Source organism: Flavobacterium sp. FPG59, assembly GCF_002150205.1.
Lineage (GTDB): Bacteria > Bacteroidota > Bacteroidia > Flavobacteriales > Flavobacteriaceae > Flavobacterium.
Window position 1 is genome coordinate 1 of the sequence record NZ_MTCA01000037.1, and the last position, 22,993, is coordinate 22,993.

A 22,993-nucleotide genomic window follows, 5' to 3' on the forward strand; every position below is an offset into this window, starting at 1 on the left:
TAACCAAAAAAACTAGTAATAAATTTAAAAATTTTAACAATGAAGAAATTAGTATTTACCGCTCTAGCAGTGGTAGCATTTAGTGGAGTTGCAATGGCGAAAACGGGAGAGGTTGCAGAAGTAGAACTTAAGTTTGTTAATGACCCTTGTAGTGATGTATGTCATTTAGCTTATGATTTAGCAAGAAAAGAAGGCGCAAATCATGAAACAGCAGACAAGGTTGCAGATCTTGCGTATGGAAATTGTATAGCTTCAAGAAAACTTTTATCACAAGAAGCGGCAATTAGTCAATAAAGGCAGATTAATATGAGGCACTTTATTAATTTTATGTTAATGTGCCTCATTTAAAAAGAAAACAATGAAAAAATATTTTTTAATTTCCTTACTCTTAATAGGTTTTTCCAATTTTGCACAAGTAAAAGGTGGCATTGTTACGTATGGCGTTACCGTTATTGAAGATAAGGACAGTCAAATAGACAAGCTCATGTTGTCTATGAATGCCAACTACTACTCCATAACTAAGGAGTTTGAATTTATACTAAAGTTTAATTCTGAAAGAGCGCACTTTCAAATGGCCGAGAAAATGTATTCTGATAATGAGGCTGCCGATATGGGTATGGTAAAAATTAGATTCAACGGAAGTTCGTTAATTGCCAATGACAGTGTTTTTAGTGAATATTCCTCTAGAAATTTGGGTGATTTCATTGTTAAAAAAGCATTAAATAAAAATTGGACTTTAACAAACGAGTCAAAATTAATTGGAGCTTACAAATGCTTCAAAGCTACCACTGAAGATATTGTAGTTACCAAAGAAAAGACTTTTCGCCATCCTATTACCGCATGGTATTGTCCAGAAATTCCTTTTCCGTACGGGCCTTTAAGTTACGGAGGTTTACCAGGATTAATCTTAGAATTGCAAACGAAAAACGGTGTATATGGTGTAAAAAAAATCGATTTAAAAGAAACTCCAATCGAAATTGAGACTTTAAAAAAATATAAATTCATTCAATCAGAAGAATTATACAAGTTAATTGAGATAAAAAATAGTAATTAAATCCATACTTAATTGAAACGATATCATTCTAAATATTTAAATGCACAAAATACTCTTTTATTTTCTTTTTTTTACAACCCTCAGTTTCTCTCAATCCCGCTCCATTACTGGTGTGGTAGCTGAGGAGAACAACAAACCATTAGAGTCTGCAAACGTAATTGCAAAACCCTTACAAGAAAAAGCAAGCTTAAAATTTGCTATTGCTGATAATAAAGGACGCTACCGCTTAGAGCTGGAAAAAGCAGTGAAGTATGAAATTACTGTTTCGTACATAGGGTTTGTAGAGGAGGTATTTATATTTGAGGCAGATGCTGTTGTTGCTACACACGATTTTAAATTAAAACCTACCGGAGAACAACTCAAAGAAATTGTAATCAAACACGAGTTCAAGCCCATCGAAATTAAAAAGGATACCATGACGTTTAACGTTAAAAGTTTTGCCAACGGCAACGAACGTAAAATGAAAGAAGTCCTTGAAAAACTTCCCGGCGTTGAAGTCGATAAAAACGGAGGCGTTACCGTACAAGGTAAAAAAGTTACTAAAATGCTTGTTGAAGGCAAATCTTTTTTTGGTGGCGGCTCCAAACTTGCGGTTGAAAACATTCCGGCTGATGCGCTCGATAAAATTGAAGTCATTGACCACTTTAACGAAGTGGGTTTTATGAAGCAGGTGTCGGATAGTGATGAACTGGCCATGAATGTAAAACTCAAAGCCGATAAAAAGAAATTTGTTTTTGGTGATGTTGAAGCCGGTGCCGAAGTAGGTAATGCCGATAATGGTTTTTATCTTGGCCACGCCGCTTTGTTTTATTACGCTCCTAAAACGAACCTAAGTTTTATAGGTGATTTAAACAACATTGGTAAACGCACCTTTACATTTGATGATTTAATGCGTTTTGGTGGTGGCATGAGCACCTTTTTATCGGGTCGAAAATCACTCACGAATTTGTATTCCTTTGCCAATGACAACCAAGATGTGGTTCAGAATACGTCCCAATTTGGCGCGTTTAATTTTAGCCACGATACTTCATCAAAACTGTCTATTTCTGGTTTTTCTATTTTTTCGAAAGTGTTGACAGCATCGCAAACCGAAAGTAAAAATGAGTATTTGCAAAACAGTGCCATTGCTTTTGAAAACCGACTGCAAGAAGGCACAAATAGCGCTGTTTTAGGAATTGGCAACATCAAACTCGATTATTCGCCTAGCGCAAAAGAAAAATGGTACTACAACGGACAATACCAGTCGAGTAATAATACCATTTCAAACACCATCAACTCGATTACTAATGTCAATGCGAGTATTTTTGAAACACTCAACAAAGCTGATAATACCGCCATAAAACAATACATCGAGTGGCACAAAAGTTACAATCTAAAACACACCACCACTTTAGTAATCAATCAAGCATACGATTACAACACGCCACGAACCAACTGGTTTACTGATCAGCCTTTTTTGGCAGGATTAATTCCGCTGCAAGAGGATAGCGAATACCGCATTGAACAAGTAAAAAAAGTAAAAACCAATAGCGTTGATGCGCTTTTTAAACATTACTGGATCATCAATAATTTCAATCACTTGTACACCAATGTGGGGAATAATTACGGTAATTCCCGTTTAGAAACCACAGAGCAGCAATTATTAACTAACAGGAATGTCAATGATTTTGCTTTGGCTGGTTTTGGAAACTCGATAAAATACCAATTGAATGATGCTTATGTAGGTTTAGAATACAAGTTCAGAATAGGAAAATGGACCAATAAACCCGGCTTGTACGCGCATTGGTATCATTTAACTACAGAGCAAAAGTCAGGAGAGCGAGTACTTACTAAAACACTTTTGCAACCACAATGGAACAGCGATTACGAGTTCAATAAGTCGGAATCTTTAAATTTTGTTTACAAACTAGAGAATAGTTTTCCGCAAACCACGCAACTAGCGGAGCAGTTTACCTTGCAAAATTATAACTTGGTTTACAAAGGAAATGCCTTATTGCAAAACGAGCGCTACCACAACGCCAACCTGCGTTACACGAAAACGAATTTGTACCGCGGTATTACTTGGAACGCAATGGCGAGTTGGAATCAAAAAGTAAGAACGATCAGTAACGAAATTCAATTAGACGGTATCAATCAGTTTAATACCCCAATTTTAAGCGATAATCCCGAGACGAATTACAATGTTAATGGCTCTTTTAGCAAAAAAATATACCGTTTCAATTTGAGGTTCAATACTAATTTTAGTTGGTTTACGTATTTCCAAACACTAAACAATACCGAAACCTTAAACAATAGAAACAATCAAAGGTTGGGATTAGTACTTCGTACGGCACACAAAAAATGGCCGGGTTTTAGTATAGGATACAACAAAGGATTTAGTCAGTTTTCGGGCTTGACCCAATCTCAGTTTCAAACCGATGCCATTACCTCTGATTTTGACATTACTGTTGCAAAATTTTGGACGTTCAAATGCAGTTACGAAAATCTGAAAAACACCAATAGCAACAAGCAGAGTAATTTTTACGACATCGCCAATACTTCGTTGCGTTATCAAAAAAAGAACAGCCCTTTTGGATTTGAGTTAATAGCCAACAACCTTTTTGATAACAAGGTTAAAAATGATTTTTCCTTCTCGGATTATCTCATCAGTCAGCGAACTACTTTTGTCTTACCAAGAGTTTTTATGCTATCTGTTAGTTATAAATTATAATTTAGTTATACACACGTAATATATCTCCATTAACTTGAACTCGATATTGTTTCAAAGGATATTGAGCACCGCCTTGAGCTTGTCCAGTAAACAAACTATATTCTTTACTGTCACAAGCGCAAACTACATTGATTCCTTTTAGAGTCATATTAGAACAAGAGTTCAAAGCTTGGTTGGGACAGGCTGCGTCAAAAGCATTATAGTTACCAGGTGCTGTACAAAACACATAAATTCCTTTTGCTCCTAATCCAGAAATATAAACTGCATTACTAACGAATTTTAGATTAGAGTAGGTAGGCAAATTTAAGTTTAGATCAATAGTGAAAGTATAGTTAGGAACAAAGGGATTGTTATTGTTAACGCCAGAATCACTGCAAGAAAAGATCAAGGGAATCAATGCAAATAAGAGCTGAATTTTTTTCATTTTAAAATAGTGTCAAAGTATTAGTGAAACAAATTTAATTTATTTAACTTTGAATTATATATGATTAACATATATTTATAGACGAAAAAAAATAGTAGTATCTTTGTGGAAAGAAATCCCGTCCTGATGGGATTTTTTCTATTTATATAATTAATGAAATTATGAGTACAGTATCGTATTACACCGCAGAAGGATTAAAGAAATTAAGAGAAGAATTAGATTATCTAAAGAGCGTGATGCGTCCTAAAGCATCAGCAGATATTGCAGAGGCTAGAGATAAAGGAGATTTATCTGAGAATGCTGAGTATGATGCAGCCAAAGAAGCACAAGGTATGCTTGAGATGCGTATTGCTAAACTAGAAGAGGTACACTCAAACGCTAGATTAATTGACGAGTCCCATTTAGACCTTTCTAAAGTGCTAGTTTTATCGAATGTGAAAATCAAAAACCAAACCAACGGAATGGAAATGAAATACACATTAGTAGCAGAAAGTGAGGCAGATTTGAAAACAGGAAAAATATCCGTTACTTCACCAATTGGGAAAGGTTTACTAGGAAAATCAGTAGGGGAAGTTGCAGAAATTACGGTGCCAAATGGTGTGTTGAAGTTTGAAATTCTTGAAATCACTAGGGACTAATTTTGAAATAAAAGTTGAGGTTCAACACCTAAAATTGTAAGTATGCCAAGTATTTTTACCAAAATAATCAACGGAGAAATTCCTTGCTACAAGATAGCAGAGGATGAAAATTTCATAGCTTTTTTAGACGTAAACCCTAATGCAAAAGGTCACACACTTTGCATTCCAAAACAAGAAATCAATAAGATTTTTGATATGGATGACGATTTGTATTTAGGGCTAATGCAGTTCTCTAAAAAAATAGCAATTGCACTCGAAAAAACAGTTCCTTGTAAACGCGTCGGGATGGCAGTTGTAGGACTCGAAGTTCCTCATGCGCACGTACATTTGATTCCGCTAAACGAAATGGATGAAATGCGTTTTCAAAATAAAGTGAGTCTCACCACCGAAGAATTTACTACACTAGCAGCGGCAATTGCAGCCAACTTATAAAAACTGAAACACGAAAAAGTAGAAAAGGAGTACGACAAAAACGTATTCCTTTTTTTTGAATTAGAAATGGAGTCTTGTTTGATTTTTAGCAATACTTGCATGGTAGTTCCTTTGCCAATTTCAGACTGTAAAACTTTAATAGTGCCTTTGTGATATTCTTCTACAATTCTTTTGGTTAACGATAGTCCCAGTCCCCAACCGCGTTTTTTGGTGGTAAAACCTGGTTCAAAAATAGTTTGAAACTGCTTTTTTTGAATACCACTACCTGTATCTGTTACATTAATTTTTACCGTGTCAGCGTCGGCAACAATTGCCAGTTTGAGTTTTCCCTTTCCTTTCATGGCGTCAATGGCATTTTTGACTAAATTTTCTATCGTCCAGCTGTGTAAAATAGGGTTAAGCTGTACCCAAATCGGGTGTTTTGGAGCACTGAAAGTAAAGTCAATTTGCTTTGAAAACCGAGATTGTAAATAATCATACGCCTGTTGTGTTTCGTGAACAATATCAGTGCGTTCTAGCTTAGGTTCCGAACCAATTTTTGAAAATCGGTCGGTTATCGTTTGCAGGCGTTCAATGTCTTTTTCTATTTCTTGCGTGATCGAGGTGTCTACGTCATCTGCTTTCAAAATTTCAACCCAGCCAATCAATGACGAGAGTGGCGTGCCTATTTGATGTGCTGTTTCCTTTGCCATTCCGGCCCATAATTTATTTTGCGTCGCCATTTTTGTGCTGCGGTAGTAATTGTAAACTAATCCACCAAAAAGAACAATAATTAAAACCAGCGCAAGGGGGTAATATTTTAATTTGTTTAATAGGGAAGAGTTGCCGTAATATAGTTTTTGAAATTTTCCAGGAACATATTCTATAACAATGGGATCGTTTTCTGATTTTAAGGTGTTTAGTATTGTGATAGCCTTTTTGCTTTTTAACAAATTTTCCTCGTCAATATTAACCGTATTAATGATGCTGTCATTTTCGGTTAACATAATTGGGATTGATGTGTTATTGCTAAAAATCTGTAATGGCAATTCAACCTCAGTATTTTCATCGGCGTTAATTAATGTTTTTTGGGCCTGCGCCCAAAGATTCATTTTCAAGCGCTCTTCATTCTTGAAAATTTGAAAAAAAGTATAGGTATTCCAGAGAATTAAACTGATGATAAAAAAGGAGGCGAAAATAATTACCCAACGGGTGTTAACTCTTCTTTCGGAAAACTGCATACTAATGGATTTTAGTGCTAAATATAACGAAATAAATGCGCTTGTATTTTAGTTTTTACCAAAGAATTTTTAATCAAAGAAATTACTACTTTAATTTATCTTAGTGTTATATACTGCCATTTTTTACTTTTTCCGAAATTCTTTGTCAAGTAGATAAATAGAACTTAGAGCTATGGTTATTGCTATAGTTAATATTATGATTAGGTTTGTCGTTCCTCCATATAATTCAGTTAATGAGTACTCACTTGTTGATTTAGTTAAATTCACATCTCTTGAATTAAAATATTGGCCAAGAAAGGCTAGAAAATTAGTAGTCATGTGTATAATAATGGATAGATTTAATTTGTTTGTTTTAAAATAAACCCAACCTGATAAAATTCCAATTATAGAAGCCCCTATGAACTGCCAAGGATTCAAATGAACTAGACCAAAAAGTAAACTTGAAATAATTATTGACTTTAGTGGAGAGTAGCTTTTTAAAAGTCCATTTAGAATAATTCCTCTAAATATCAATTCTTCAAGAATAGGAGCTGCAATAACTATGGTAATAAATGAATACACACCCGTGCTACTTCCATCGCCGAGAAGTATCTTTTGCATATAGTCTGGCATTGGGATTTGGCTAATAATAGGAGCTATTATTCCTATTTCAATTGCAACTGTCGCAACGCAAAGCAGTAAAATAATCTTTATTGAACCAATTCCAAAATCATAATTACTCGTCTCTTGTCTATTTATCCTTTTACGATGAATAATAACAAAAGTAACCCCCATTGTCAGAACATAAGAAATTAAGGAGGTGAGTTCTTTTCCAAAAGTTGTTTCAAATGGTTTTACTATAATACCAAATAACAATTGAAATAATATTATTGTTCCTAACACTCTCCAACTTTCTCGAATATTGGGATAACTTTCTTCATTACTAATATCTGCCATTTTTTGTTGTTTTATTTTTTATATTCTGTAACTAACGATAGTATATTTGTTGTGGAAAACTCTGTTCCAAAATCTCAAATAAAATTTTGAAATGGAGCCCATTAAATTAGTGTGCATAAATATAAAGAAATAAATGTTTTACTATTTTAGTTTTTACTAAGAAATTTCACCAAAATTAATCTTCATCTAATTTCATTCTAATTTGGGGACACGGCTTTCTAAACTTAATTGATTTGTCTACTTTTGTATGCTACAGCACTAAATAAAAAATCTATGATTACTATTGATCCTAAAAGTATTTCTACAGCTCAATTACAAGGTTATTTACAAGGTTCAGTAGGTCCAAGACCTATTGCATTTGCCAGTACAATGGATGCCGATGGCAATGCCAATGTATCACCTTTTAGTTTTTTTAATGTGTTTAGTGCCAATCCGCCTATTCTTATTTTTTCGCCAGCACGCCGTGTTCGAGACAATACCATTAAACACACGCTTATTAATGCTGAGGCAACCAAAGAGGTGGTGATCAATGTTGTGAATTATGACATTGTGCAACAAATATCATTGGCCAGCACGGAATATGCAGATGGTGTGGATGAGTTTGTAAAATCAGGCTTGACGCCAATACCATCAGAGGTTGTAAAACCGTATCGAGTAAAAGAATCTCCGGTACAATTTGAGTGCAAAGTCAATCAAATTATTGCTTTGGGATCAGAGGGTGGTGCAGGGAATTTAGTCGTGTGTGAAGTAGTAAAAATTCATATTGACGAAGCTGTTTTAGACAGTAACGGCGCTATCGATCAACATAAAATTGACTTGGTGTCGCGTTTGGGCGGCAACTGGTATTCTAGATCCAATCAAGGACTTTTTGAAGTGCCAAAACCACTAGCTACCTTAGGAATTGGTGTAGATGCTATTCCAAATTTTATAAAAGAAAGTAAGGTTTTTAACGGAAATGATTTGGGGATTTTAGGAAATGTTGAAGCCTTGCCTACAACCGAAGAAGTTAGTATATTTGTACAGCAAAATTTTGCAGTTAAAGCTGTTTTGAGCTCAGATGATACTGAAAAAGTGCATCTTACGGCAAAAAAATACCTTAACGATAATGATGTAGTCTCGGCATGGAAGGTCCTTTTAGCCGATACTTTAAAATAGAGCATAACAATAAATATAGAGAAGATGGAAGTAACAGGAAAAATTAAAATGATCGATCAAACTAAAGAAGTTGGATCTGGAGGTTTCAAAAAAAGAGATGTTGTAGTAACAACTGATGAGCAATATCCGCAACATATTTCGGTTCAGTTTGTTCAAGATAAATGTGATTTGTTGAATAATTTTCAAGTAGGTGAAGCTGTAAAAATTGACATTAACTTGAGAGGAAGAGAGTGGACAAATGCACAAGGTGAAACGGTTTATTTTAACACTATTCAAGGATGGAGAATAGGGAAATTACAAGCGGAAAGTCCTTCTGCTCAGCAAATGCCTCCTATGCCATCTGCAGAAACATTTGCACCAGCAACTAGTTTTAACGAAGAGGAAGCAGACGATTTACCGTTCTAAAATAAAAATCCAAAGTATATAAATCCAAATTCCAAGTTGAAGCTTTCTTCATATTGGAATTTGGATTTTTTTTGAGCATTCCTGCCGTTTTCTTTATAATTTATGTCATCATGCATTACCTTTCTGATATTTTAGATTTTCCCGAAGTGAATAAAGCCAATCGAGATGGCATTCTTGCTATAGGTGGTGATTTATCTCCAGAACGCCTGCAGTTAGCCTACAAAAGTGGCATTTTTCCGTGGTTTGAATCCGGAGATCCTATACTTTGGTGGTCGCCAAATCCTAGAATGGTTTTGTTTTTAGAGGAGTTAAAAATCTCCAAAAGCATGCGCAACATTCTCAATAAAGACGAATTTTCGGTTACCTTCAATCAAAATTTTAGAGATGTTATCTCGTATTGTCAAAAAGTAAAACGCGACGGTCAAATTGGGACTTGGATTACTAACGACATGATTGAGGCCTATTGCAAATTACACGAATTAGGCATTGCAAAATCAGTAGAAGTTTGGCAAGATGACATCTTAGTCGGCGGTTTGTATGGCGTTGATTTGGGTCATGTTTTCTGCGGCGAAAGCATGTTTTCGTTAGTTTCGAATGCTTCCAAAGTGGCATTTATTACCTTGGTAAACCACTTGAAAAAAGAAAATTATAAGCTGCTCGATTGCCAAGTATACAATCCACATCTCGAAAGTTTAGGTTGCAGAGAAATTGCTCGCGAGGAGTTTATGCGAATTTTGCAGCAGCAGTAGGGCCTATTTCCAGCTGTTTGTTACAAGTCCTCCTTCAAAGTCTTATTTTTTCTAAAGCCATCAAAGGAGCTTCCTGCCGGTCGCTCTTTGCTGTCTCGAAAAAATAGCCTTTTCAGTCCGGGCTTTTCACTTCCATCTGGGGCAAAACGCCTGTTTTTTCAGTACTTAATGGATTGTTGAACACAACTAAAATTGCAACTTGGTAAAACTCCAATCTAAAGTTTGATACAAAACCAATTCATTATTCAAAGTTGGTAAACCTATAATTAATTTTAAGGTTTCGTGTGCCATCATCGTTCCTATCATCCCTGGTAAAGTGCCCAGCACACCATTCAAACTGCAATTTGGTACGTCTTTTGGATTGGGAGGCTCTGGAAATAAATCCCGGAGATTTTTACTTCCTTGGTGATTAAAAACAGCTAACTGACCTTCAAAACCTAAAATACTTCCATAAATCAAAGGTTTGCCCAAAGCTACACAAGTATCATTCACTAAATAACGAGTGGCAAAATTATCTGATCCATCCACAACCACATCAAAATCTTGGATGATTTGAACAGCGTTTTCAACAGTTAGTTTCGCTTCAAAAGCTGCTACTTTAATCAAAGGATTCAACGTTTCTAATTTTTCTTTGGCAATCAAAGCTTTTGATAAGCCCACTTGATCATCGGTGTATAAAATTTGTCTGTGCAAGTTGTGAATTTCTATTTTATCGAAATCAACAATCCCGATAGTTCCCACTCCTGCGGTCGAAATGTATTGTAAAATAGGACAGCCCAAACCGCCGGCACCAATAATCAAAACTCTTGCTTGCTTGAGTTTTTCTTGTCCTGAATCACCTATTTCGGGCAACATTGTTTGTCGGTTGTATCGTAAAAATTCTTGTATTACACTCATTTTATTGTGTCTTAAAGTTTGAAAATCTTAAAGGGGAAAGTCAAAAGATAAACTATCAAGTAAAGTCGTGTACTTATGACATTCGACTTTATGAAATTTGATTAAATGTTCTATCCCAGTCTTTCCAAACGGGTTCGTATCCATGGCTAGAAATAAGAGCGGCAATTTCCGATGCTGAACGCTCATCACTAATCTCAAATTGTTCCAAAGATTGCGGATCCACTACATAACCACCTGGATTGGTTTTGGAACCAGCACTCATACTTGTTGTACCAAGCGGAATAATATTATTTCTGAATTTTTCATTCTCGCGAGTCGATATAGAAATCTCTAAATCCTCATTCCATAACCGATAAGCACAAATCAATTGCGTCAAATCTTTGTCATCCATAATAAAGTTGGGTTGAATCACTCCTTCCGCAGGACGCAATCGTGGAAAAGAAACCGTGTATTTGGTTTTCCAATACGTTTTTTGGAGATAATCCAAATGTAAAGCATTGAAAAAACTATCAGTACGCCAGTCTTCTAATCCTAACAAAACACCCAAACCTATTTTATGAATTCCAGCAGTTCCAACTCGATCGGGCGTTTCTAAACGAAAATCGAAATTAGATTTTTTCCCTTTGGTGTGGTATTGCTTGTAAACATCCCGATGATAGGTTTCCTGATAAACTAAAACGGAATACACTCCAGCTTGGTGCAATTGTTCGTATTCTTCTGTGGATAAAGGTTGCACTTCTACCGAAATAGTCGAAAAATCATTTTTTATTTGAGCTACAGACTTTAGAAAATAATTGATGTTTACCGTATAATTGGCTTCGCCAGTTACTAATAAAACGTGGTCAAATCCTGCTTTTTTCAAGGCTTCAACTTCTAGTGTTATCTCGCTTTCAGTCAGGGTTTTTCGTTTGATTTTGTTGTCTAAACTGAAACCGCAATAGGTACAAATGTTTTGGCATTCGTTGCTCAAATACAAAGGCGCATACATTTGAATGGTTTTGCCAAAACGCTTTTTGGTTAATTCGTGACTTATTTGAGCCATTTGTTCCAAATAAGCTTGGGCGGCAGGTGAAATCAAAGCTAGAAAATCATCGAGATTGCGTTTAGTTTTGGCTAAAGCTTGTTCGACTTCTTTGGTAGTTGTTTGATAGATTTTAGCTTGAATTTTGTCCCAACTGTATTGTTCGAAAACCGATTTGAAATTTGTCATTATTTGTTTTTTAAACACAAAGCGCACAAAGTTATTTCACAAGAGACACAAAGTATGGTGTGCTTTGCGTTCGCTTTGTAAACTTTGTGGTTAAATTATTATTCATATAAAAATGCCGTCAAAGGACTCGAAGCCGCCGCACGATTTACCTTTTGTGCCAATTGGGCTTCGTATGCTTTTCGTCCTGCAATTACCGCTGCTGCGAAAGCTTCAGCCATCAGTTTTGGATTTCCAGAAACAGCAATAGCGGTGTTTACCAAAACAGCATCAGCGCCTAATTCCATTGCTTTTGCGGCATCAGAAGGCGCTCCAATTCCTGCGTCGATGATGACAGGGACTTTACTTTGTTCGATAATAATTTCTAAAAAATCGATGGTTTTCAAGCCTTTGTTGCTACCAATTGGAGATCCTAAAGGCATTACCGCTGATGTTCCGGCATCTTCCAAACGTTTGCACAAAACAGGATCGGCGTGAATGTATGGCAAAACAATAAAACCTAGTTTAGCTAGTTCTTCTGTTGCTTTTAGGGTTTCAATCGGGTCGGGTAACAAGTACCTTGGATCTGGATGGATTTCTAGTTTGAGCCAATTGGTTTCCAAAGCTTCTCTTGCTAGTTGCGCAGCAAAAATGGCTTCTTTCGCATTTCTTGCTCCCGAAGTATTGGGTAATAAATTAATGCGTGGATGTTTGAGATGAGCTAAAATAGCATCGGTTTCGGTTTCTAAATCGATACGTTTTAGGGCTACGGTAACCAATTCGCTCCCAGATGCCAAAATCGCTTCTTCCATTTGTTGATTGGAACCGAATTTTCCTGTTCCTAAAAACAAGCGCGATTCAAAGGTTTTATCTCCTATTTTAAATGGTAACATATAGTTTTTCGTTTAGTTGCGTGATTAATTCGGATGGATTTTCGCTTTGGGTAATTAAACCCGAAACAGCAATCCCGTGAACGCCAGTTTCCATTATGCTTTCAACGTTTGTAAGTTGGATTCCTCCAATGGCATAAATGGGAATTTGTATTTCTTTAGCTTTCATCTTTTCGATAATGCTGTGGTAGCCTTCTACCCCTAAAATGGGACTTAATTTTTCTTTTGTTGCTGTAAATTGGAATGGCCCTAAACCAATGTAATTACAGCCGTTTTCAATATGATTTTGAATATCTTCAAAAGTATTCGCAGTTGCTCCGATAATTTTTTCACGACCTAAAATAGTTCTCGCTGCTGCTACATTCATATCGGTTAAACCTACATGAACTCCATCCGCATCTAATTGCTGTGCTAGGTGCAAATTGTCATTGATGATTAAATACGCAGAAAAAACATCGCACAAAATTTTTGCAGTTTCTGCAACATCAAAAAGTTCGGAGGTGGAAGCATTTTTGAAACGCAACTGAATCCACTCACAACCGTTGTCAAGCGCTTTGCGAATATTGGACAATTGTTCTTCGACGGTGTTTCCTTGAGTAATATATTGTAATTTATGGTACATAATGATATCCTAATTGAGTTGGATTTGACATTAAAAAATTTTCAGTATAACTTTTAGCATTTTTACAGGCAGTTAAAAGCTCTTGTCCTAAGGCTAGATTAGCGGTTATAGCAGCCGATAGGACACAACCCGAACCGTGTTTGGGATGTATTTTTGCGTTTTTAGACTCTAGTTTAAAAAATTGATTTGATGTATGTAAATAATCGGTACCAATTTCCGTGGGATGATGTCCTCCTTTTAATAAAACAGCACAGTTTTTGGATATGTACTCGGTAATAATATCAATTGAGTTTTCTTTTAAGTCTAATTTTAAAATTTCATCATAATTAGGAGTTATCAGTTCTAATTCATTTAAAACATCAACTAAATCGTTTTGATTTTCAATTATCAGAAAGTCGAAATTGGTAGTTGATTTTAAAACAGTGTCCCAAACTATTTTTGTTTGTGGCGAAAGTTTTTTTATCAAACAAACAACTGCTTTTAAAAATGCCAAAGAAGGAACAATACCAATTTTCACGGCTTTTATATCGTAAGTATTAAATATTGTTTGAACAGATTGCAGAACAAAATCCAAATCTGTCCATTGTATGGCTACAAATTCATTTTCGGTTTGAATAGTATTTGCAGTACTAATAGCAAAGCCATACACTTGATGTTGTTCGAACGTCTTTACATCTGCCAAAACTCCCGCGCCTGCTGAAGGATCGAAGCCTGCAATGCTTACTACAAAAGGTCGTGACATAGTTTAAAATTTTCTATTGAATGGTTGTTGTTCCAAATACTGCCTAAAAGAGCTACATCATCAAAACCAAATGCTAATGCAGTTTTGATATTTTCGGATGTAATTCCTCCCAGAGCAATCAATGCGGTGTTGTTATTCTTTCTTTGTTTTAATTCTTTTTTGAAATCCAGATTCGAAACATAATTAGATTTTGAAATACTTTCGAAAACAGGGCCAAAAAAAGCGTAATCAAAAACACTTGACAGCTCTTCAAAATCGGACATTTGATGAATAGAGGTGGAGAGGCTGAATTTTTTTTCTTTCCACTTTTTTAAATGCTCTTCGGATGTTGCGACTCTGTTTTTTTCTGTAAAATGAATGCGATCAATTCCAAATTCTAGCGCTAATTGATGATGACTATGCAAAACCAATCGGTGTCTGAAAGTTGTTTTTATTTTTGATACAAATGTTTTCATTTCTGTTGCTGAAAAATCAGGTTTTCTGACATGAAGTAACTCCAATCCATGCTCAAAGAGAGCGTGTATGGTGTTGATTTCGTTTGCTATTGCAGTTGGATTGGAAATGACTATCATTTTTGATTAGATTCTGAAAAGGAAAAAAGAGTATATAACATAGAAAATAGACTGTGATTTAGGTCTATTCTCTATATTCTTTTGTCTATTCTCTCGTCTTAAATATAAATTTCTTTTCCCTGTTCAATAAACTCTTCTGATTTTGCTGCCATTCCTTTCTCGGCTTCGGCTACGTCACGAATTTCTTGAGAAATTTTCATGGAGCAGAATTTTGGTCCACACATTGAGCAGAAATGAGCCACTTTTGCACCGTCTGCAGGCAAGGTTTCATCGTGAAATTCACGAGCAGTATCTGGATCTAATGACAAGTTGAATTGGTCTTCCCAGCGGAATTCGAAACGAGCTTTGCTTAAAGCATTGTCTCGGTATTGTGCTCCTGGGTGACCTTTGGCCAAATCCGCAGCGTGAGCAGCAATTTTATATGTAATCACACCGTCTTTTACGTCTTTTTTGTTGGGTAAACCAAGGTGTTCTTTTGGGGTAACATAACACAACATAGCGCATCCGTACCAGCCAATCATAGCGGCTCCAATGGCAGAAGTAATGTGGTCGTAACCGGGAGCAATGTCAGTGGTTAATGGACCCAAAGTGTAGAACGGAGCTTCATCACAATGTTCCAATTGTTTATCCATATTTTCTTTAATCATATGCATAGGTACGTGACCTGGACCTTCAATAAATACTTGAACGTCGTGTTTCCAAGCGATTTTTGTTAGTTCACCCAGCGTCTCTAATTCGGCGAATTGTGCGGCATCGTTGGCATCGGCGATAGAACCTGGGCGAAGTCCGTCACCTAATGAAAAGGCAACGTCGTATTGTTTCATAATTTCGCAAATCTCTTCGAAATGCGTGTACAAAAAGTTTTCTTTATGGTGGAACAAACACCATTTGGCCATAATAGAACCACCGCGAGAAACAATTCCGGTAACGCGATTAGCGGTTAAATGAATGTAGCGTAGTAAAACCCCAGCGTGAATGGTGAAATAAGAAACGCCTTGTTCCGCTTGTTCGATTAAGGTATCACGAAAAATTTCCCAGGTTAAATCTTCTGCGATTCCATTTACTTTTTCTAAGGCTTGATAAATTGGTACCGTACCGATGGGAACAGGGGAATTACGAATAATCCATTCTCTGGTTTCGTGAATGTTTTTTCCTGTAGATAAATCCATAATGGTATCAGCACCCCAGCGACAAGCCCAAACCGCTTTTTCTACTTCTTCTTCGATGCTTGAAGTGACTGCGCTATTCCCAATATTGGCATTAATTTTTACTAAAAAATTGCGTCCTACAATCATTGGTTCGCTTTCGGGATGGTTGATGTTGTTGGGGATAATAGCACGCCCTCTGGCTACTTCGCTACGAACAAATTCGGCTGTAATTGGCCCCACCCCAGCCCTCCCCGAAGGAGAGGGAGTGTTTGCGCCCCAGCTATCTCCTTTATGTTGGCATTGCATTGCTTTTGTTTGAGATTCAATTTGCTCATATTTTTGGTTTTCACGAATGGCGATGTATTCCATTTCGGGAGTGATAATGCCTTGTTTGGCGTAATATAATTGGGTCACATTGGCACCTTTTTTGGCGCGCATGGGTTTGTGTAAATATTCAAAACGCAAGTGATCTAACTTTTCATCATTCAAACGTGATTTTCCGTATTCGGAGGAGATTTCGGTTAGTTCTTCTACATCATTACGGTCCAGAATCCATTGTTCGCGGATGCGCGGCAATCCTTTGCGTATATCAATTTCAAAATTAGGATCTGTAAAAGGGCCTGAAGTGTCGTAAACGGTTACTGCTGGGTTTTTTTCTATTCTGCCATTTGACATTTTAGTATCTGCGAGCGAAATTTCACGCATCGCTACTTTAATCGGGTGGATTTCACCATCGATGTATACTTTTTTGGAATTTGGAAACGGGGTTCTAGATATTTTTTCTTCGGTATTCATAAGTAATAGGATTGTGTTTAGTATTTTTTTTCTGCTAGGGATAGTAATGGAAAGCCCGTAAAGTGAACAGACTAATAAAACAAGGAGACAGTGAAGCGACCGTAAGGAAGCTTTAATGGCGACTGTGTTTTATAGGATGGTCACTGCGGACTTGTAATGGATAGCCCGCTCGAGCACAAGGTCATTAAGTTAAATAATTGCTTTTTTGTCACGCAGATTTCGCGGATTTACGCAGAAAAATCGGTTTAAATCTATTGAATCTGCGTGCTGTTTTTTCTTTTTCCTATTAACTTAATTAGATTGTGCTCGAGCAGCCGCCTCATCCGCCTTGAGTTGCGGAGATGATAAGAATGGTGTCGGTTTCTTGTATGGGGTGGATGTTCCAAGTAGATTTTGGAATGACGGTATTGTTTATGGCCACAGCAATTCCGTTTTGTTTTACGGGAATTTCTAAGTCAAGAAGTGCTTGAACCGTTAGGCTCTTGGCGGCAAAATGTTTTGTTTGGTTGTTGATTTTTAGTTCCATTCCTGTTGAGTTTAGTATATAGGTATACTTTAGGAATGGCTACGACGGTACCCAAATATGGTACAATGAAGTCATCTTACTTTTCCCTACGCTAGTATGAACTAGATCAGGTTCAGAGGGTAAAATCTCAGCCTACCGTGGTAGACACCCCTAAAGTGTGAAGCAAATGTAATGAAAATTATGAATTATAAATTATAAATTATAAATTATGAATTTCGTTTCCAACAATTTTCTACATGATCATTGACCATGCCTGTGGCCTGCATGAAGGCATACATAACGGTGGAACCCACAAATTTAAAACCCCGTTTTTTTAAATCCTTACTAATTGCATCAGAAATTGGTGAAGTAGCAGGAACTTCTTTTAAGTTTCTTGGCGAGTTGTTAACCTGTGTGTTATTTATAAAAGCCCAAATGTATTGCGAAAAACTGCCAAATTCTTCTTGGATTGTAATGAAATTTTGAGCGTTGGTCACAGCCGAATAGACTTTGAGTTTGTTGCGAATGATACCTGCATCTTGTAATAATTCTTGAATTTTATCATCAGAATATTGCGCAATTTTTTTATAATCAAAAGCATCAAATGCATTGTAGAAATTTTCTCTTTTGTTCAAGATGGTAATCCAACTTAGGCCTGCTTGAAAGGTTTCAAGTAGTAAAAATTCAAATAGAGTAGTGTCATCATATACGGGAACGCCCCATTCTTCGTCATGGTATTTCATGTATAAATCACTGGAATGACACCAGCCGCAACGTATTTTATCAGTTATAATCATTCTTTTTCGGTGGCTAAATATTTTTTAATAGTGTAGTGACCTAGGTAAATTAAGGGAGTTAAGAGTATGGCTGTGCCTAGCTTAAAAGTATAGCCAGTTAAGGCTGAGGTTAGGAAGGTTTCAAAGTTAATTTTGCCGGGCAACCAAAATGCAATTCCCAATACAATAAAGGAATCAAACAGTTGTGAAATGATGGTAGAACCCGTAGCTCTAAGCCATATTTTTTTGTTTCCAGTTCGGTTTTTAAAAAACCAAAAAACAGTAACGTCTATTAATTGTGATATAAGAAAAGCAATGATACTGCCCACAATAATCCACATGCTTTGGCCAAAAACAGCAGTAAACTGTGCGTCACTCACAGGACTTATTCCTTTTGCAGCAGGGATTGTTATGGCTAACAGTAGAATAATAAACGAGTAGGCAATTAATCCAGCAGTGATCAAGGATAATTTTTTTACTCCTTTTTCGCCAAAATAATCGTTAATTAAATCTGTAGTCAAAAACACAATAGGCCAAGGCAAAATACCGATGCTCATTACAAACGGACCTATTTGTACCAGTTTTCCACCAATCAATTCAGCAGTAACGGCATTAGTGATAAATATCCCGGCAAGGATTATAAAGACAAGTTCTTTTTTGGTTTTGAACATAGAATAAACTTTCATCAAATTTAATAAAATAAATGGAATTTTAGAGATGTGCTATTTCAAAGAAAAAGCCCCATTCCAACAGAATTGAAATGGGGCTTTGTATTAAAAAAATGAAATCAAATAGCAATTATTTGAAATCAAATAGTGGCTATCCTAAAGAAGCTCTTTTGAAACCTGTAATTTCAACATTGAAACCTTTAACATAATCACCTACTTTTTTACTGTCATCTTTGATGAAGTTTTGATCAAGTAAAGCTTTTTCTTGGTCTAAAGTAGTGTTGTCAGAGATAAAACGTTGTACTTTACCAGGAATAATTTTGTCCCAAATTTGTTCTGGTTTACCTTCAGCTTTTAATTCAGCTTTAGCATCTTCTTCAGCTTGTTTGATAACTTCTTCAGTTAATTGAGAGAAAGAAATGTATTTAGGAACATTTTTTAAAGTTTTTCCTAAACGTTTTGCTTCTTCATTTTCTTTTTCAATGATCGCAATACGAGCAGCTAATTCAGACTCAACAAAAGCAGGATCAAAATCTTTGTAAGATAATGTATCAGCTCCCATTGATGCTACTTGCATAGAGACGTCTTTAGTCAAAACTTCTGCATTTGGTACAGCAGCAGAAATAGCAGTTAATGCAGCAATTTTGTTAACGTGAACATAAGATCCAACGAAAGCACCTTCTAAAATTTCAAAACCACCGATTTCGATTTTTTCACCGATAACACCAGTTTGCTCAATTAATTTTTCAGCAACAGTCATTCCGTTGAAATCTGATGCTAAAAATTCTTCTTTAGAAGAAAAATTAATTGCTTTTTCAACTAATTCTTTAGCTAAAGTTACGAAAGATTCATTTTTACCTACGAAATCTGTTTCGCAGTTTAAAGTGATGATAGCTCCTTTAGTTTTGTCAGCATTGATAAAAGAAACAGCAGCTCCTTCAGAAGACTCACGATCAGAACGGTTAGCAGCAACTTTTTGTCCTTTTTCTCTAAGGTTTTGGATTGCTTTATCGAAATCTCCATCAGCTTCAACTAAAGCTTTTTTACAGTCCATCATTCCGGCACCTGTAGTTTGTCTTAATTTGTTTACGTCTGCAGCAGTAATTGTTGCCATAATATTTTGAATTTTAATGTTAAAAGTAAAAATTCCAATCTTTAAATCCCAAATTCCAATGTTATCAGATAGTTATTTTCTGATTTTGGAATTTGGAATTCAAAATTTGGAATTCAAAATTTGATTTATTCTTCAGTTGCAGTTGCAGCTGGAGCTTCTGCAGTTTCAGTAGCTGGGGCAGCAACTTCAGCAGTAGCTTCAGTTTCTTTTTCAGTACCTCTATCAGAAAGTCCTTCGATAATTGCAGATGTAACTAAAGTTAAAATTTTGTCAATTGATTTAGAAGCATCATCATTTGCAGGAATAACATACTCTACTTCACGTGGATCAGAGTTAGTATCAACCATTGCGAAAACTGGAATGTTTAATTTTTGTGCTTCTTTTATAGCGATGTGTTCTGCTTTGATATCTACTACGAACAATGCAGCCGGTAGTCTAGACATGTCAGCGATTGAACCTAAGTTTTTCTCTAATTTAGCACGAAGACGATCAACTTGCAAACGCTCTTTTTTAGATAAAGTCATGAAAGTACCATCTTTCTTCATTTTATCAATAGTAGCCATTTTTTTAACAGCTTTACGGATAGTTACAAAGTTAGTTAGCATTCCACCAGGCCATCTTTCAGTGATGTAAGGCATGTTTGCAGCTTTTGCTTTATCAGCAACGATGTCTTTTGCTTGTTTTTTGGTAGCAACAAATAATATTTTTCTACCTGATGCAGCGATTTTTTTCAAAGCTTCGTTAGCTTCTTCAATTTTTGCTGCAGTTTTATATAGATTGATAATGTGAATACCATTACGTTCCATATAGATGTAAGGAGCCATGTTTGGGTCCCATTTTCTAGTCATGTGTCCAAAGTGTACACCTGCTTCTAGTAAGTCTTTAACTTCTATTTTGTTTGCCATTTTGTTCTAGTTTACGTTCTGTTGATTAGCAATAAGCTTCTTTGATACGACTTTAGGCATGTGCCTTTAAGACTTTCGGCTTATTTAGATGCTAAACTATTTCCTACCTCGGTAGGAGAGCAACAACAACTGTGTTTTTAAATTTTTATGCTAAATTTATTTTAACATATTTCAGTTTAAGCTGATAACAATACCAGCGTTTGAACTTGATAATCTGAAAAATAACCAGATTGAATATTAACGCTTAGAGAATTGGAATCTCTTACGAGCTTTCTTCTGACCGAATTTCTTACGTTCAACCATTCTTGGATCTCTTGTTAATAAACCTTGTGGTTTAAGGATTCCTCTGTTTTCAGCATCAACTTCGCACATTGCACGTGCTAATGCCATTCTTACAGCTTCTGCTTGTCCTGTTGAACCACCTCCGTAAACATTAACTTTTACGTCAAAGTTGCTTACATTTTCTGTCATAGACATTGGTTGTAAAACTTTGTACTGTAAAGTTGCAGTTGGGAAGTAAGTTTCAAATGCTTTTTTGTTTACCGTGATTACTCCTGTTCCTTCTGAAACGTATACACGTGCAACAGCGGTTTTTCTTCTACCGATTTTGTGAATAACTCCCATTACTTAAGATCGTTAAGGTTAACTGTTCTAGGTTTTTGAGCTCCTTGTTTGTGCTCTGATCCTACAACAACATTTAAATTTCTAAAAAGCTCTGCTCCTAATTTGTTTTTAGGTAACATCCCTTTTACAGCTTTTTCAACTAATAATGCAGGGTTTTTAGATTGCAAAACTTTAGCAGTTAAAGTTCTTTGACCTCCTGGGTAACCAGTGTGACGGATGTATGTTTTTTCATCCATTTTGTTACCTGTAAGGTTAATTTTTTCTGAGTTGATAACAATTACGTTATCTCCGCAGTCCACATGTGGTGTGTAACTTGGCTTGTACTTACCTCTTAAAATCATTGCGACTTTTGAAGCAAGACGTCCTAAGTTGTGACCATCTGCATCTACAACAATCCACTCTTTTGTAACTGTGGCTTTGCTTGCTGACTGTGTCTTGTAGCTTAATGCGTCCATAATATTTTTTTAATTAAACATTCCATCCCCAATAAAGGGGTTGCAAAAGTACAATTAATTATTTTAAATACAAATACCTTAAAAGATTATTTTGTTATGTGCTTTGTACTGATTATCAAATGTATATTATTATTTTTTTTGCGTTTTCTAAATCATCTTTTCTAAATTGATTTTATTCCTCTATTTAATGATCTGTATTGGTGTATTTTTTTTTGTTGTTACAATTACTTTTTTGAACTTAATGCGTTATTTTTGTCAATAGATTGAATTTTTTAGAAATTATACTATCTTGTACTTTAACTTTATACTGAATTCTTAATATGAAAGCCAAAGCAACTTTAAAACAAATCGCGAAGGAACTTAACGTTTCTGTTTCTACCGTGTCTAAGGCATTAAACGATAGTCCAGAAATTAGTGAGCTAACGAAGGTTAAAATAAAGGAATATGCGAAGCTTAAAAACTACAAGCCAAATATTATTGGGTTGAATCTTAAAAATAGAAAGACAAAGACTATAGGCGTTATCATACCTAACATTCTTAATTCTTTTTTTGCAAAAGTATTTAGTGGTATTGAGAAAATAGCTGATGAAAAAGGGTATAATGTAATCATGTGCATTTCTAATGAGTCTCTGGATAAAGAAGCACATACCTTAGAGATGTTAAGTAATGGTACTATTGATGGTTTTATAGTGTCTGTATCTGAGGAAGCTCAGAAAGCTCAAGATTATCAGCATTTCACAACTATTATTAATGATGGAACTCCTATTGTAATGTTTGATCGTATTGCAGATGGGGTAGACTGTGATAAGGTAATTGTAGATGATTTTGATTCGGCACTTCATGCGACCCAGCAACTTTTGAACTTGGGTTGTAAAAATATTGCCTTACTTTCTTCTATTGATAATTTGAGTGTGGGTAAATTAAGAACTGATGGCTATTTAAAAGCATTATCTAATAATGGTATAGCTGTTAATCCTGATATTATGATTAGAACTGACTCAGAACTTGATCTTAAAAATAAAATGGATTCTATATTTGAAAACCCAATAGATGGAATTTTTGCATTGGATGAGAATGATTCAGTTGCAGCATTAAGAGTTGCATTAAAAAAAGGATTCAAAGTACCCGAAGACATTTCTATCATTGGTTTTGCTGATGGAATTTTAGCGTCAAGAAGATTGTCACCTAGTTTGACAACAGTTAGTCAACATGGTATAGAAATAGGTGAAGTAGCGGCCAAGTTGCTTATTAAGAGGTTGGAATCAGAGGAGGAGCATCTTCCTTATGTAACAAAGGTGATTAAAACCAAATTAAAAGAAAGAGAGTCGACTAAAAAAGTGCAGTAACATTAATTTAGTCTTAAATTAATAG

The 22,993-nt window shown here is 35.7% G+C and carries 26 protein-coding genes and 1 riboswitch; of the genes, 9 read left to right on the top strand and 17 right to left on the bottom strand.

Annotated elements, in window-relative coordinates:
- The first annotated feature begins 39 nt into the window (after window positions 1-39).
- From FPG59_RS05595 to FPG59_RS05605, 3 genes are all read left to right on the top strand, one after another.
- On the top strand, window positions 40-294 hold the full coding sequence (locus tag FPG59_RS05595) for a hypothetical protein (RefSeq protein WP_086453639.1): 255 nt from the start codon (window positions 40-42) through the stop codon (window positions 292-294).
- 64 nt (window positions 295-358) lie between these two features.
- The gene (locus FPG59_RS05600; RefSeq protein ID WP_086453640.1) at window positions 359-1,054 is read left to right on the top strand and encodes a GLPGLI family protein; all 696 of its coding nucleotides are present in this window, start codon (window positions 359-361) and stop codon (window positions 1,052-1,054) included.
- A gap of 40 nt (window positions 1,055-1,094) precedes the next feature.
- Complete coding sequence (locus FPG59_RS05605; protein ID WP_086453641.1) at window positions 1,095-3,764, top strand: TonB-dependent receptor; 2,670 nt, start codon at window positions 1,095-1,097, stop codon at window positions 3,762-3,764.
- A gap of 1 nt (window position 3,765) precedes the next feature.
- On the opposite strand, the gene FPG59_RS05610 is transcribed toward FPG59_RS05605, so the two are convergent.
- Window positions 3,766-4,188: a hypothetical protein gene (locus tag FPG59_RS05610; RefSeq protein WP_086453642.1), complete on the bottom strand. Its 423-nt coding sequence runs from the start codon at window positions 4,186-4,188 to the stop codon at window positions 3,766-3,768.
- A 161-nt stretch (window positions 4,189-4,349) separates the two neighbouring features.
- Here FPG59_RS05610 and greA point away from each other — a divergent pair, with 161 nt between their 5' ends.
- Complete coding sequence (gene greA, locus FPG59_RS05615) at window positions 4,350-4,826, top strand: transcription elongation factor GreA (RefSeq protein ID WP_086453643.1); 477 nt, start codon at window positions 4,350-4,352, stop codon at window positions 4,824-4,826.
- A 42-nt stretch (window positions 4,827-4,868) separates the two neighbouring features.
- Window positions 4,869-5,258, top strand: coding sequence for an HIT family protein (locus FPG59_RS05620; RefSeq protein WP_086453644.1), 390 nt, complete (start codon window positions 4,869-4,871; stop codon window positions 5,256-5,258).
- On the opposite strand, the gene FPG59_RS05625 is transcribed toward FPG59_RS05620, so the two are convergent.
- Window positions 5,189-6,478: a HAMP domain-containing sensor histidine kinase gene (locus tag FPG59_RS05625; RefSeq protein ID WP_086453645.1), complete on the bottom strand. Its 1,290-nt coding sequence runs from the start codon at window positions 6,476-6,478 to the stop codon at window positions 5,189-5,191. The genes FPG59_RS05620 and FPG59_RS05625 overlap by 70 nt on opposite strands.
- Window positions 6,479-6,601: 123 nt before the next feature.
- Entirely contained in the window at window positions 6,602-7,414 is an 813-nt protein-coding gene (locus tag FPG59_RS05630; RefSeq protein ID WP_086453646.1) for a CPBP family intramembrane glutamic endopeptidase, read from the bottom strand.
- Between the two features lie 273 nt (window positions 7,415-7,687).
- On the opposite strand from FPG59_RS05630, the gene FPG59_RS05635 reads away from it, so the two are divergent.
- The 3 genes from FPG59_RS05635 to aat all read left to right on the top strand — a co-directional run bounded on the left by FPG59_RS05635 (window position 7,688) and on the right by aat (window position 9,723).
- Window positions 7,688-8,569 (top strand): flavin reductase family protein, encoded by an 882-nt coding sequence (locus FPG59_RS05635; RefSeq protein ID WP_086453647.1) that lies wholly within the window; start codon window positions 7,688-7,690, stop codon window positions 8,567-8,569.
- A gap of 24 nt (window positions 8,570-8,593) precedes the next feature.
- Window positions 8,594-8,974 (top strand): DUF3127 domain-containing protein, encoded by a 381-nt coding sequence (locus FPG59_RS05640; protein ID WP_086453648.1) that lies wholly within the window; start codon window positions 8,594-8,596, stop codon window positions 8,972-8,974.
- 110 nt (window positions 8,975-9,084) lie between these two features.
- Complete coding sequence (gene aat, locus FPG59_RS05645) at window positions 9,085-9,723, top strand: leucyl/phenylalanyl-tRNA--protein transferase (protein WP_086453649.1); 639 nt, start codon at window positions 9,085-9,087, stop codon at window positions 9,721-9,723.
- 186 nt (window positions 9,724-9,909) lie between these two features.
- Here aat and FPG59_RS05650 read toward each other — a convergent pair whose 3' ends face one another.
- The 14 genes from FPG59_RS05650 to rplM all read right to left on the bottom strand — a co-directional run bounded on the left by FPG59_RS05650 (window position 9,910) and on the right by rplM (window position 21,622).
- A complete protein-coding gene (locus FPG59_RS05650) occupies window positions 9,910-10,620 on the bottom strand; it encodes a HesA/MoeB/ThiF family protein (RefSeq protein ID WP_086453650.1) in 711 nt (236 codons plus the stop codon).
- An 88-nt stretch (window positions 10,621-10,708) separates the two neighbouring features.
- A complete protein-coding gene (thiH, locus tag FPG59_RS05655) occupies window positions 10,709-11,830 on the bottom strand; it encodes a 2-iminoacetate synthase ThiH (protein ID WP_086453651.1) in 1,122 nt (373 codons plus the stop codon).
- 98 nt (window positions 11,831-11,928) lie between these two features.
- Window positions 11,929-12,699 carry a thiazole synthase gene (locus FPG59_RS05660; protein ID WP_086453652.1) on the bottom strand — a complete coding sequence of 257 codons (771 nt, stop codon included), beginning with the start codon at window positions 12,697-12,699 and terminating at the stop codon, window positions 11,929-11,931.
- Entirely contained in the window at window positions 12,686-13,318 is a 633-nt protein-coding gene (locus tag FPG59_RS05665; protein WP_086453653.1) for a thiamine phosphate synthase, read from the bottom strand. The genes FPG59_RS05660 and FPG59_RS05665 overlap by 14 nt, the downstream gene beginning before the upstream one ends.
- Complete coding sequence (locus FPG59_RS05670; RefSeq protein ID WP_086453654.1) at window positions 13,308-14,060, bottom strand: hydroxymethylpyrimidine/phosphomethylpyrimidine kinase; 753 nt, start codon at window positions 14,058-14,060, stop codon at window positions 13,308-13,310. The genes FPG59_RS05665 and FPG59_RS05670 overlap by 11 nt, the downstream gene beginning before the upstream one ends.
- Entirely contained in the window at window positions 14,042-14,632 is a 591-nt protein-coding gene (locus tag FPG59_RS05675; protein WP_086453655.1) for a thiamine phosphate synthase, read from the bottom strand. The genes FPG59_RS05670 and FPG59_RS05675 overlap by 19 nt, the downstream gene beginning before the upstream one ends.
- Before the next feature lie 98 nt (window positions 14,633-14,730).
- Window positions 14,731-16,575 (bottom strand): phosphomethylpyrimidine synthase ThiC, encoded by a 1,845-nt coding sequence (gene thiC / locus FPG59_RS05680; RefSeq protein WP_086453656.1) that lies wholly within the window; start codon window positions 16,573-16,575, stop codon window positions 14,731-14,733.
- Between the two features lie 319 nt (window positions 16,576-16,894).
- Window positions 16,895-17,101, bottom strand: coding sequence for a sulfur carrier protein ThiS (thiS, locus tag FPG59_RS05685; RefSeq protein ID WP_086453657.1), 207 nt, complete (start codon window positions 17,099-17,101; stop codon window positions 16,895-16,897).
- 66 nt (window positions 17,102-17,167) lie between these two features.
- A riboswitch (TPP riboswitch) is annotated at window positions 17,168-17,263 on the bottom strand.
- Window positions 17,264-17,307: 44 nt separating this feature from the next.
- Entirely contained in the window at window positions 17,308-17,877 is a 570-nt protein-coding gene (locus FPG59_RS05690) for a DNA-3-methyladenine glycosylase I (RefSeq protein ID WP_086453658.1), read from the bottom strand.
- Window positions 17,874-18,527 carry a queuosine precursor transporter gene (locus tag FPG59_RS05695; RefSeq protein WP_086453659.1) on the bottom strand — a complete coding sequence of 218 codons (654 nt, stop codon included), beginning with the start codon at window positions 18,525-18,527 and terminating at the stop codon, window positions 17,874-17,876. Before FPG59_RS05695 ends, FPG59_RS05690 begins: the two co-directional genes overlap by 4 nt.
- Before the next feature lie 148 nt (window positions 18,528-18,675).
- The gene (gene tsf / locus FPG59_RS05700) at window positions 18,676-19,638 is read right to left on the bottom strand and encodes a translation elongation factor Ts (protein WP_086453660.1); all 963 of its coding nucleotides are present in this window, start codon (window positions 19,636-19,638) and stop codon (window positions 18,676-18,678) included.
- Between the two features lie 125 nt (window positions 19,639-19,763).
- Complete coding sequence (rpsB, locus tag FPG59_RS05705) at window positions 19,764-20,543, bottom strand: 30S ribosomal protein S2 (protein ID WP_086453661.1); 780 nt, start codon at window positions 20,541-20,543, stop codon at window positions 19,764-19,766.
- Window positions 20,544-20,780: 237 nt separating this feature from the next.
- Window positions 20,781-21,167 (bottom strand): 30S ribosomal protein S9, encoded by a 387-nt coding sequence (rpsI, locus tag FPG59_RS05710; protein ID WP_086453662.1) that lies wholly within the window; start codon window positions 21,165-21,167, stop codon window positions 20,781-20,783.
- Window positions 21,167-21,622 carry a 50S ribosomal protein L13 gene (gene rplM / locus FPG59_RS05715; protein ID WP_086453663.1) on the bottom strand — a complete coding sequence of 152 codons (456 nt, stop codon included), beginning with the start codon at window positions 21,620-21,622 and terminating at the stop codon, window positions 21,167-21,169. The genes rpsI and rplM overlap by 1 nt, the downstream gene beginning before the upstream one ends.
- Before the next feature lie 320 nt (window positions 21,623-21,942).
- Here rplM and FPG59_RS05720 point away from each other — a divergent pair, with 320 nt between their 5' ends.
- The gene (locus FPG59_RS05720; RefSeq protein WP_086453664.1) at window positions 21,943-22,968 is read left to right on the top strand and encodes a LacI family DNA-binding transcriptional regulator; all 1,026 of its coding nucleotides are present in this window, start codon (window positions 21,943-21,945) and stop codon (window positions 22,966-22,968) included.
- Window positions 22,969-22,993 lie beyond the last annotated feature (25 nt).

What these genes read in the sequence shown, in the direction of transcription:
- FPG59_RS05595 (WP_086453639.1), top strand. Translation starts at nt 40, where the DNA reads ATGAAGAAATTAGTATTTACCGCTCTAGCAGTGGTAGCATTTAGTGGA.
- rpsI (WP_086453662.1), bottom strand. Translation starts at nt 21,167, where the DNA reads ATGGGAGTTATTCACAAAATCGGTAGAAGAAAAACCGCTGTTGCACGT.
- FPG59_RS05665 (WP_086453653.1), bottom strand. Translation starts at nt 13,318, where the DNA reads ATGTACCATAAATTACAATATATTACTCAAGGAAACACCGTCGAAGAA.
- tsf (WP_086453660.1), bottom strand. Translation starts at nt 19,638, where the DNA reads ATGGCAACAATTACTGCTGCAGACGTAAACAAATTAAGACAAACTACA.
- FPG59_RS05610 (WP_086453642.1), bottom strand. Translation starts at nt 4,188, where the DNA reads ATGAAAAAAATTCAGCTCTTATTTGCATTGATTCCCTTGATCTTTTCT.
- FPG59_RS05720 (WP_086453664.1), top strand. Translation starts at nt 21,943, where the DNA reads ATGAAAGCCAAAGCAACTTTAAAACAAATCGCGAAGGAACTTAACGTT.
- FPG59_RS05620 (WP_086453644.1), top strand. Translation starts at nt 4,869, where the DNA reads ATGCCAAGTATTTTTACCAAAATAATCAACGGAGAAATTCCTTGCTAC.
- rplM (WP_086453663.1), bottom strand. Translation starts at nt 21,622, where the DNA reads ATGGACGCATTAAGCTACAAGACACAGTCAGCAAGCAAAGCCACAGTT.
- aat (WP_086453649.1), top strand. Translation starts at nt 9,085, where the DNA reads ATGCATTACCTTTCTGATATTTTAGATTTTCCCGAAGTGAATAAAGCC.
- FPG59_RS05600 (WP_086453640.1), top strand. Translation starts at nt 359, where the DNA reads ATGAAAAAATATTTTTTAATTTCCTTACTCTTAATAGGTTTTTCCAAT.
- thiH (WP_086453651.1), bottom strand. Translation starts at nt 11,830, where the DNA reads ATGACAAATTTCAAATCGGTTTTCGAACAATACAGTTGGGACAAAATT.
- FPG59_RS05625 (WP_086453645.1), bottom strand. Translation starts at nt 6,478, where the DNA reads ATGCAGTTTTCCGAAAGAAGAGTTAACACCCGTTGGGTAATTATTTTC.
- FPG59_RS05630 (WP_086453646.1), bottom strand. Translation starts at nt 7,414, where the DNA reads ATGGCAGATATTAGTAATGAAGAAAGTTATCCCAATATTCGAGAAAGT.
- FPG59_RS05675 (WP_086453655.1), bottom strand. Translation starts at nt 14,632, where the DNA reads ATGATAGTCATTTCCAATCCAACTGCAATAGCAAACGAAATCAACACC.
- thiS (WP_086453657.1), bottom strand. Translation starts at nt 17,101, where the DNA reads ATGGAACTAAAAATCAACAACCAAACAAAACATTTTGCCGCCAAGAGC.
- rpsB (WP_086453661.1), bottom strand. Translation starts at nt 20,543, where the DNA reads ATGGCAAACAAAATAGAAGTTAAAGACTTACTAGAAGCAGGTGTACAC.
- FPG59_RS05635 (WP_086453647.1), top strand. Translation starts at nt 7,688, where the DNA reads ATGATTACTATTGATCCTAAAAGTATTTCTACAGCTCAATTACAAGGT.
- FPG59_RS05690 (WP_086453658.1), bottom strand. Translation starts at nt 17,877, where the DNA reads ATGATTATAACTGATAAAATACGTTGCGGCTGGTGTCATTCCAGTGAT.
- FPG59_RS05660 (WP_086453652.1), bottom strand. Translation starts at nt 12,699, where the DNA reads ATGTTACCATTTAAAATAGGAGATAAAACCTTTGAATCGCGCTTGTTT.
- FPG59_RS05670 (WP_086453654.1), bottom strand. Translation starts at nt 14,060, where the DNA reads ATGTCACGACCTTTTGTAGTAAGCATTGCAGGCTTCGATCCTTCAGCA.
- FPG59_RS05605 (WP_086453641.1), top strand. Translation starts at nt 1,095, where the DNA reads ATGCACAAAATACTCTTTTATTTTCTTTTTTTTACAACCCTCAGTTTC.
- greA (WP_086453643.1), top strand. Translation starts at nt 4,350, where the DNA reads ATGAGTACAGTATCGTATTACACCGCAGAAGGATTAAAGAAATTAAGA.
- thiC (WP_086453656.1), bottom strand. Translation starts at nt 16,575, where the DNA reads ATGAATACCGAAGAAAAAATATCTAGAACCCCGTTTCCAAATTCCAAA.
- FPG59_RS05695 (WP_086453659.1), bottom strand. Translation starts at nt 18,527, where the DNA reads ATGTTCAAAACCAAAAAAGAACTTGTCTTTATAATCCTTGCCGGGATA.
- FPG59_RS05650 (WP_086453650.1), bottom strand. Translation starts at nt 10,620, where the DNA reads ATGAGTGTAATACAAGAATTTTTACGATACAACCGACAAACAATGTTG.
- FPG59_RS05640 (WP_086453648.1), top strand. Translation starts at nt 8,594, where the DNA reads ATGGAAGTAACAGGAAAAATTAAAATGATCGATCAAACTAAAGAAGTT.